The 8,020-nt window shown below is 63.1% G+C and carries 9 protein-coding genes, 2 tRNA genes and 1 pseudogene; 7 read left to right on the top strand and 5 right to left on the bottom strand.

Features of this window, described 5'->3' with window-relative positions:
- Positions 1-296: 296 nt before the first annotated feature.
- Positions 297-1,817 carry an exopolyphosphatase gene (ppx, locus tag BVER_RS26135; RefSeq protein WP_050455736.1) on the top strand — a complete coding sequence of 507 codons (1,521 nt, stop codon included), beginning with the start codon at positions 297-299 and terminating at the stop codon, positions 1,815-1,817.
- A 91-nt stretch (positions 1,818-1,908) separates the two neighbouring features.
- Here ppx and BVER_RS26130 read toward each other — a convergent pair whose 3' ends face one another.
- Complete coding sequence (locus BVER_RS26130; protein ID WP_050455734.1) at positions 1,909-2,733, bottom strand: GNAT family N-acetyltransferase; 825 nt, start codon at positions 2,731-2,733, stop codon at positions 1,909-1,911.
- 153 nt (positions 2,734-2,886) lie between these two features.
- Positions 2,887-3,345 carry a SixA phosphatase family protein gene (locus BVER_RS26125; RefSeq protein WP_050455733.1) on the bottom strand — a complete coding sequence of 153 codons (459 nt, stop codon included), beginning with the start codon at positions 3,343-3,345 and terminating at the stop codon, positions 2,887-2,889.
- Positions 3,346-3,502: 157 nt separating this feature from the next.
- On the opposite strand from BVER_RS26125, the gene BVER_RS26120 reads away from it, so the two are divergent.
- From BVER_RS26120 to BVER_RS32920, 3 genes are all read left to right on the top strand, one after another.
- Positions 3,503-3,579 (top strand) — tRNA-Pro (locus tag BVER_RS26120).
- A gap of 94 nt (positions 3,580-3,673) precedes the next feature.
- Positions 3,674-3,862, top strand: coding sequence for a hypothetical protein (locus BVER_RS26115; protein WP_050455732.1), 189 nt, complete (start codon positions 3,674-3,676; stop codon positions 3,860-3,862).
- Between the two features lie 148 nt (positions 3,863-4,010).
- Positions 4,011-4,154, top strand: a complete 144-nt coding sequence (locus tag BVER_RS32920; RefSeq protein WP_198155386.1) for a hypothetical protein — start codon at positions 4,011-4,013, stop codon at positions 4,152-4,154.
- Here the strand turns inward: BVER_RS32920 and BVER_RS26110 are convergent, their stop codons facing one another.
- The 3 genes from BVER_RS26110 to BVER_RS26100 form a co-directional block, all read right to left on the bottom strand.
- Complete coding sequence (locus tag BVER_RS26110; protein WP_157056232.1) at positions 4,155-4,469, bottom strand: hypothetical protein; 315 nt, start codon at positions 4,467-4,469, stop codon at positions 4,155-4,157.
- Positions 4,470-4,507: 38 nt separating this feature from the next.
- The gene (locus BVER_RS26105) at positions 4,508-5,173 is read right to left on the bottom strand and encodes a peptidoglycan DD-metalloendopeptidase family protein (protein WP_332309152.1); all 666 of its coding nucleotides are present in this window, start codon (positions 5,171-5,173) and stop codon (positions 4,508-4,510) included.
- Between the two features lie 163 nt (positions 5,174-5,336).
- Positions 5,337-6,248 (bottom strand): aldose epimerase family protein, encoded by a 912-nt coding sequence (locus BVER_RS26100; RefSeq protein ID WP_050455730.1) that lies wholly within the window; start codon positions 6,246-6,248, stop codon positions 5,337-5,339.
- A gap of 161 nt (positions 6,249-6,409) precedes the next feature.
- Between BVER_RS26100 and BVER_RS32915 the strand changes: the two genes are divergently transcribed.
- From BVER_RS32915 to BVER_RS26090, 3 genes and pseudogenes are all read left to right on the top strand, one after another.
- On the top strand, positions 6,410-6,526 hold the full coding sequence (locus tag BVER_RS32915) for a UDP pyrophosphate phosphatase (protein ID WP_198155385.1): 117 nt from the start codon (positions 6,410-6,412) through the stop codon (positions 6,524-6,526).
- Positions 6,527-6,837: 311 nt separating this feature from the next.
- Positions 6,838-7,654 (top strand): annotated as a pseudogene (locus tag BVER_RS26095) (undecaprenyl-diphosphate phosphatase).
- A 108-nt stretch (positions 7,655-7,762) separates the two neighbouring features.
- Positions 7,763-7,839 (top strand) — tRNA-Arg (locus tag BVER_RS26090).
- Positions 7,840-8,020 lie beyond the last annotated feature (181 nt).

The raw sequence follows: 8,020 nt of genomic DNA, 5'->3' as shown, positions 1-8,020 counted from the left end.
CATTCTTCATCCATGGCCTGATCGGCGCTTTGTCGTCAAGCACTCAAGGTAGGAGCCCGGTGCCTAAATTGGGCACGCCGGGATCTGTGCGGGGGGTGTTCAGTAATGGACATCCCTACCGCAATTCACATTTCTTATAGCGTCGCTAGCGCGGGAAGCGCGATTGCCGCACGCCTTTCCGATGGCAACTTCCCCGGTCTGATCGCTGACTGGAGACGCCTCGCGCGTCGGCATAGAATAGAATTCGTGCGCCGCAACAGCGCAACCCCCAATCTCATACGATTTCTGGATATCCGATGGTCACACATCCCCATCTACTCGCTGCCGTCGACCTCGGATCGAATAGCTTCAGGCTGATCGTCGGACGCGTCGAGGAGACGCCCGCCGGCAGCCAGATCTATCAGGTCGATGCGTTGCGCGAACCGGTTCGTCTCGGCGGCGGCCTGTCGAAGGACAAGATGCTCGATCGCGCGTCGCAGGTGCGCGGGCTGGAAGCGCTCAAGCGCTTCGGCGAACGTCTGCGCGATTTTCATCCCGATCAGGTGCGCGCCGTTGCCACCAACACGCTGCGCGTCGCCAAGAACGCGCATGATTTCATTGTCGAGGCGGAAGCGGCGCTGGGTTTTCCGATCGAAGTGATCGCCGGGCGCGAGGAAGCGCGTCTGATTTATGCGGGCGCTGCGCACTCGGTGCCGGCGAGCGCGGGCAAGCGGCTCGTGGTCGATATCGGTGGCGGCTCGACGGAATTCATCATCGGCTCGCATTACACGCCGATCCATATGGAAAGCCTGTACATCGGCTGCGTCAGTCATAGCCGCCAGTTTTTCCCGGCCGGCAATGTCGACGAATACACGATGCGTCAGGCCGAACTCGCCGCCAAGCGCGAAATCCAGATCATCTCGCGCGAATACAAGCAGACCGGCTGGGATCAGGCGATCGGTTCGTCGGGCACGGCGCGGGCGCTGGCCGAACTGATCGAGGCGAACGATTTCAACGATCCGGGCATCACGCACGGCATTTCGCGCGGGGGGCTGGAGAAGCTCAAGCGCGCGCTGATCAAGGCGGAGAACGTCAATCGGTTGAAGCTGATCGCGCTCAAGCCGGATCGCATTCCGGTGCTGGCGGGCGGTTTGTCGATCATGCTCGGCGTGTTCGAGGAACTCGGCATCGAATACGCCGATACGACGGACGCCGCCCTGCGTCTCGGCGTGCTCTACGACCTGCTCGGACGTTCGCAGCATCAGGACATGCGCACGGTGACGGTCGAAGGCTTCAAGCGTCGCTATGGCGTCGATGCGGCGCAGGCGGACCGCATCGGCGAACTGGCGATCAGCTTCTACGATCAGCTCGACGAAACCGACGAGGATCAGCGCGAGGAGAATCGGATGTTTCTCGCGTGGGCGGCTTCGCTGCACGAGATCGGGCTGTCGATCGCGCATAGCGCGTATCACAAGCATTCGGCATATATCACCAGCAACGCGGATATGCCCGGTTTCTCGCGTACCGATCAGGCGCGGCTCGCCACGCTCGTGCTCGGCCACGCGGGCAAGCTCGGCAAGCTCGGCAAGCTCGCGCAGACGCGCGATATCGACTGGACGCTGCTGTTCTGCCTGCGTCTCGCGGCGTTGTTGCAGCGGCGGCGCGTGGATGTCGGTTTGCCCGGCATCGACGTGAAGGCGGCGAACGGCGGCTTCGAAGTGCGTCTGTCGAACGAGTGGGTCGCGAGCAATCCGCTCACCGATTACAGCCTCGTTCAGGAGGCGATGGAGTGGGAGAAGATCGGCCGGCCGTATCGCGTGATTTATACGGATGACTGAAGAGATAACTCGGCAAATGTAAATGCCCCGTCGCTCGCGCGGCGGGGCATTTTTCATGGTGCTTCGGACTTCGACGCGCTTCGGCGAATCCTCAGCGAACCTGCATGTCGCCCATGAAGTGACGCGCGTAACGCGCATTGATATCCGACAGGCGGAACAGCGTCAGGAAGTCGGTGGTGTTGAAGTCGGGATCCCACGCGGGCGCGCCGCAAATCTTCGCGCCGAGCCGCAGATAGCCTTTGACCAGCGGCGGCGGACTGACTTCCGCGCCGGTGCGCAGTTCCTCGACCGGCAGCGGCGTATGCGGAAACGCGCGATATTCCGGCGTCGTCAGCATATCGGCCTTGAGCGAGCTATACAGATTCGCCGCGTAGTGACCGCCATCGACCATGCCGACGCTGGCGCAGCCGAGCATCGTCTCGTAGCCGTTTTGCGTCATGTAGGTGGCGAGTCCGCCCCACAGCGACATGATCACCGCGCCGTTGCGATAGTCCGGATGCACGCACGAGCGGCCGACTTCCACGAGCTTCGGCCGAAGATGCGTGAGACGCGAGACATCGAACTCGCTTTCCGCGTACAGCCGGCCGATGCGCGCGGCCTGATGCGGCGGCAGCACGCGATACGTGCCGACCACTTTCAACGTATCGAGATCGCGGACCAGCAGGTGATCGCAATAAGCGTCGAAGGCATCGACGTCGAGTCCGGCGGGACCGGACAGGCGCGCGCCCATTTCTTCGGAGAACACATGGTAACGAAGACGTTGCGCGTCGCGCACCGCATCGTCCGAGCGCGCCCACGCCACTTGCAGACGTTGCTGGCCGGTGACGGTTTCGGAAGTGCGCGGGAGATGGCGGCTGGAATCGAGCGAAAGAGATGATGCTGCGAATTGCAGAACGGGCGTCGGCATATCTTGCATTGACGTTCCTCGGCAGGACTTGGCTTGATGACTAAGTTCCCCGCCAATGTAGTAATGCGCGATGACGTTCGCATGGCATGGCAATGACGTTTCGATGAAACGACATTCGCCTTAACCCACGCTTACGGTGCCGCCGCCTTCGGAAAGCCTGCGCTACAGGAGGTCCGGGTTCATGACCGCGCGCAGCACCGTCTGGCCGTCGCCGTTGCGCGAGCGCGACTGGAACCACCAGATGCCGGACTTCTTGATCGACCATTCCGCTTCGACGCCGGTCATGAGCAGAGCGGCGACATGCCCGAGCGTCGGCTGATGCCCGATCACGACCACCGTTTCCGCGATGCCATCGGGCCAGCCGGCGGCGGCGAGCACGGCCTGCGCGCGTGCGCCGGGCGCGAGTTCGTCGACCACGCGATAGCGATCGCCGAAAGCTTCGACGGTCTGGATCGTGCGCGTGGCGGGACTGGCGAGCAGCAGGGCGTCGTCGTCGATCCGCACCTTCAGCCATTTGGCGATGCCTTGCGCCTGCTTGCGACCGCGCGGCGTGAGTTGGCGCGCGAGATCGCTGGCGGCGTGATCTTCGGCTTCGGCGTGACGCCAGAGAATGAGATTCATCGTTCGTCTCCTTGGGATGCGATGCGTTTCCATGCTGCCTTGGCAACAAGCGTGCCCCTGCATGTTCCCGCGTGTTCCCGATCACGCGAGCACCGTTTCTTTCGATGAAGAGGTGCATTGCGGGCCGGAAAGAGGCACGCTATAATTCACGGCTCGACGGAGCGTAGCGCAGCCTGGTAGCGCATCTGATTTGGGATCAGAGGGTCGAAGGTTCGAATCCTTTCGCTCCGACCACGATACACGAAAGGGTTACAAGTCTCGGCTTGTAACCCTTTTGCTTTTTGCCCGTCGTTTTTTATGGCGCTCGGGCAATCGTCAAAGGAGTCCCATGCCGCGTATCGTTCCCGCCGTCTGTCTCAGCATGTCCCTCGCGCTGGCTTTATCCGCTTGCGCCGATTCCACCGAACACAAGCATCCGCCGCAGGATCCGCCGGACTATCACGGCGTCCCCACCGACATGACGCCGCCGTCGATGATCACGCCGTCGTCGCCCGCGCCGGCAGCCAAGCCGCAGTGATTTGAAGAACGCGCACGTTTGCGCGGTAAGTCCGACTTTCGGTCACTAATACTTGGCGGATAAATCGAGCGGCCGCGCAGGCGAATTTTTTGCCGAGCGTATATGATGGGGCCACTTGTCACAAATTGTTACCGTAGTGGACCTGCTCATGGACTTGCTCTGGGTATTCGCCGCCATTGCTCCCGTCGCGCTCGGCTTGCTGTTCGCCTTCGCCGCGCGCGTCGATCCGATTTCCGGTCGAGTGCGCTCGCGCCAGTCGCGACGCGAGCGGGGCGAAACCGTCGACGCGTAACTACTGTTTGCAGCGAATCACCATCGAGCGATTCTTGATGTTGGCGCCGAAAATGCCGCCCACGGAACCGCCGGCCGTCGCGCCGTTGTCGGTGTCCTTCGAGATCACTTCGTAGCCGTACGCGCCGCACGTTTCTCCCGCCTGCTTGTAGCAGGCCGCCCAACTGGTGGCCGCATCGCCGCCGCTGTAGTTGATGGCGAAACCCGTATCGCCCGAAGGCAAATAGGTCATCGTCGGCCCGGAGGCGCATCCCGAAAGCGCGCCGGTCAGCGCCAAAGCCAGTGCCGAACCCGCGACGAGCGCGGCCTTGTTCATCCTCTTCATCATTCTTCCTCGTAACGTCCGCCCGGAGATCAGCGCGGCGGCAGATAGCGCGCCGGGTCTGTCGAGCGGCCCAGATATCGCACCTCGAAGTGCAACATGATGCGATTGCTGTCGGTGTTGCCCATTTCGGCGATCTGTTGGCCCTGCTGGACCTTCTGGCCTTCCTTCACCAGAATCGCGCGGTTGTGCGCGTAGGCGGTCAGATAATCGTCGTTATGCTTGATGATCAGCATGTTGCCGTAGCCGCGCAGCCCGTTGCCCGCGTACACGACGCTGCCCGCCGCCGCCGCGACCACCGGCGTGCCCGCCGCATTGGCGATATCGATGCCCTTGGAATTCTTGCCGTCGAAGTTCTGGACCACGGTGCCTTGCGTCGGCCAGATCAGCGAGACGCCGGGACCGGCCTTGCTCTGCGCGACGCTCTCGGCGGTGCTCTCGCTCTTCGCGCTGCCGCCCGATGCGGACGGCGCGGCCGATGCCGTCGCGGTGCCCGGCGGCGGCGCGATGCGCAGCACCTGGCCGACCTCGATCGCATCCGGATTCGACAGCGAGTTCCAGCGCTTGATATTGCCGACCGACGTGCGATGTTCGCGCGCGATCTTGCTCACCGTATCGCCACGTTCGACGCGATAGAACCCCGGCCCGACCGGAGCCGAGCCGCACGCCACCAACGCCGCCGCAAGTGTGGTCACCAACGCCGTGCAGGCGAGCTTCCGAATTCCCGTGTGCAATCGCAAAACCTGACCTCGCAAAGCGCCGCGCGAAGATGCGCGGCGGATCGAAAGGCAGGATTTTACCGGTTCGACTATTGCAATACAGAAAGTCACATCGGCGGCCGGGTTGCGCGCGCCGGACGACTCATTCGAGCGGCGTGACGACCAGCCGCAACGACGCCGTCTCGGTCTTGCCCGGCGCGAGCCAGCGCAGTCCGCGACCGTTATGAATCGCGTCCGGCAGGCCGATCCACGGTTCGACGCAGTAGAAGTCCGACGTATCGGCTTCGGTCCAGGTCGTGACGCAATACCACGGCACCGAATCCGGCTGATGCAGTTCGAAGCCGATCGAGCGCTTCAGCCCCGGCAGATTTAGGCGCACCGGCTGATCCGACGGCCCGGTGAAGCAGTGAAACACGTCGACGATGCTCGCATCGCCCAGCGAATAGCGCGACTGGCCGGTTTGCGGCTCGCTGATCGCGCCATCGGGCAACTGATGACGTCGTTCCGTGCGCGGCAGCTCGACGCTGCTTTCGGCGCGCTGATCGTGCGGCAATTCGAAATAGAAATGATGCCCGGCGTAGTAGGGCAGCGCGACTTCGCCGGGATTGGACGTCGTCAGCTCGACTTCGAGCGTCTTGCCGTCCACCAGGCGATACGCGGCCTCGAAGCGGAACGCGAACGGATAGCCGCCGCGCGTCGCGTCGCTGTCGACCAGCGTCATGCGCAGGCCGTGGCCGTCGGCATCGCGGGTGGCGGAGAAGGGCAGATTGCGCGCGAAACCGTGCGTCGCGAGATCGTGGACGGTGCCGTCGGGATCGCGCCATTTGCCGATTTCGCCATCGACGAAATGCCGGCCGAGGAACGGGAACAGCAGCGGATTGCCGCCGCGAATCTTGGCGGCGTTGTTCCACGCGGCCGGATCGAGCGGATCGGGCCAGTGGATGATCTTTTCGCCGCCCACGCGCCAGCTCATGAGCCGGCCGCCGGCGCCCGGGGCGATCTGGATCGCGGCGCCGTCGCGCTCGATTTCGATGATGTCTGCTTCGGATGACATAGGGCAACGCGCTCCGTGGATAGGGGTGGACGCGGCCTGGCGGACGCCCGCCGAGCCTTTTCGCGACCGGTCGATTCTGCCTGCGTTTGCCGTACGGAGAAACCCTTTGCGGGAAATTGCGACTGCCGAACCAAACTGCAATGTGTTGTTATGCGTTTCAAATGTACGGCAGCAAACGGACAGGAGAAATCATGGATCTGGCAATGGCGATGGGCGTGGCGATGTTCGGTCTGTTCGGCGCGAGCACGGCACTGTTCCTGTACAAGCTGAAGCGTTGAGCGATGCCCGGGTTGCGATCGCGTGATCGCAACTGGTTTCGCCCAATCTTTCGATCGACTTAATATCAGCTTTCTATTTTTATCGGTTCCGCCGACGTTCCCCTGTCGGTGACGATCAATTACGCGCGTGGGTGCGGTTAGCCCTTGGCGCTCGATATCGCCCTAGGCATAATCGGGTCCGTCTTGCGCGCCGTTTCTTCTGATTCTTTCCCGTTTCGACTTCGATCGTTCGCCGCTTGATACGGGGAGCGGGTACGGCGCGTCTGCTTCTTTCCACCTTCACGAAAAGGACCGACGCGTGACTCTGGTTTCTGATTTTCCTGAGCGTGCTCCAGGGCGTGACCGAACTGTTCCCGGTCAGCAGCCTCGGTCACACGCTGCTGGTTCCCGGCCTGATCGGCATGCACATCGACAAGCGCGCGCCGCAGTTGCTGCCGTTCCTGGTGGCGCTGCATCTGGGCACGGCGCTGGCCTTGCTGTGGTACTCCGCGCGCGCTGGGTCGCACTGATCCGCGGCTTCTTCGCCTCGCTGGGCGGCCGCCGCAACGACGACGGCCATATGATGTGGGCGCTCATCATCGGCACGATTCCGACGGGGATCGTCGGGCTGGTGCTCGAAAAGCGTCTCGAAGCGCTTTTTCACGATCTGCGGATCGTCGCGGCGGCGCTGATCGTCAACGGCGTGCTGCTGTGGTTCGGCGATCGCCTGCAACGCGCCCGTGCGACGCGCACGCCCGAGAAGCTCACGTTCAAGCAGGCGTTTCTGGTCGGTCTGGCGCAGATCGGCGCGCTGATTCCCGGCTTTTCGCGCAGCGGCCTGACGATGATCGCGGGCGTCGGCGCGGGCCTGACGGCCGAAGAGCGGCGGCGGAATTTTCCTTCCTGCTCGGCACGCCGATCATTTTCGCGGCGGGCGTGCTCGAATTGCCGAAGCTGTTCCACGCGCCGTCGCAATTGTTCGACGCGGCGCTGGGCGGCGTGCTGACCGGCATCGCGGCGTATCTGAGCGTGCGCTTCCTGATGCGTTATTTCGAAGGCCACGGCAAGCTGGCATCGTTCGGCGTGTATTGCGTGCTCGCCGGGATTTTCTTCTTCGGCTGGTTCATGATGCATCCGCAACCGGTCTGATTCCGCATCGGCCGATATCGATGCCCGGCCGCGCGGGGCGGCGGATGAGGTAAAATCCCCGGTCTCGCGCGCGCTGCATCCGCGATGTTCGCGCCGCCGTGCCGTCACCCGCCCTTAGCTCAGCTGGATAGAGCAACGGCCTTCTAAGCCGTAGGTCACACGTTCGAGTCGTGTAGGGCGGGCCAGAAAGTCCCGCAGTCGTTGTCGAAAGCAAATCGAGCCCAGTTATCGAAACTGGGCTTTTTTGTGCGCCCAGCATGGGCGCACTCTTGCGGGTGCAAGTCGCGCGGCAAGTTGACCACAGCGAGCGAAGTGAAGCGCAACTGCGGAAGGGCGACCGACCGTGGGGAGGAAGCGTGGAGCGAA

This window comes from Candidatus Burkholderia verschuerenii, assembly GCF_001189365.1.
Taxonomy (GTDB): Bacteria; Pseudomonadota; Gammaproteobacteria; order Burkholderiales; family Burkholderiaceae; genus Caballeronia; species Caballeronia verschuerenii.
The sequence above is the reverse complement of the archived record's forward strand: the minus strand, read 5'-3'. Positions and strand labels throughout refer to the sequence as shown.

Bases quoted from the DNA above. Each gene is read 5' to 3' on its own strand.
- ppx (WP_050455736.1), top strand. From the start codon at position 297: ATGGTCACACATCCCCATCTACTCGCTGCCGTCGACCTCGGATCGAAT.
- BVER_RS26130 (WP_050455734.1), bottom strand. From the start codon at position 2,733: ATGCAAGATATGCCGACGCCCGTTCTGCAATTCGCAGCATCATCTCTT.
- BVER_RS26125 (WP_050455733.1), bottom strand. From the start codon at position 3,345: ATGAATCTCATTCTCTGGCGTCACGCCGAAGCCGAAGATCACGCCGCC.
- BVER_RS26115 (WP_050455732.1), top strand. From the start codon at position 3,674: ATGCCGCGTATCGTTCCCGCCGTCTGTCTCAGCATGTCCCTCGCGCTG.
- BVER_RS32920 (WP_198155386.1), top strand. From the start codon at position 4,011: ATGGACTTGCTCTGGGTATTCGCCGCCATTGCTCCCGTCGCGCTCGGC.
- BVER_RS26110 (WP_157056232.1), bottom strand. From the start codon at position 4,469: ATGAACAAGGCCGCGCTCGTCGCGGGTTCGGCACTGGCTTTGGCGCTG.
- BVER_RS26100 (WP_050455730.1), bottom strand. From the start codon at position 6,248: ATGTCATCCGAAGCAGACATCATCGAAATCGAGCGCGACGGCGCCGCG.
- BVER_RS32915 (WP_198155385.1), top strand. From the start codon at position 6,410: ATGTACGGCAGCAAACGGACAGGAGAAATCATGGATCTGGCAATGGCG.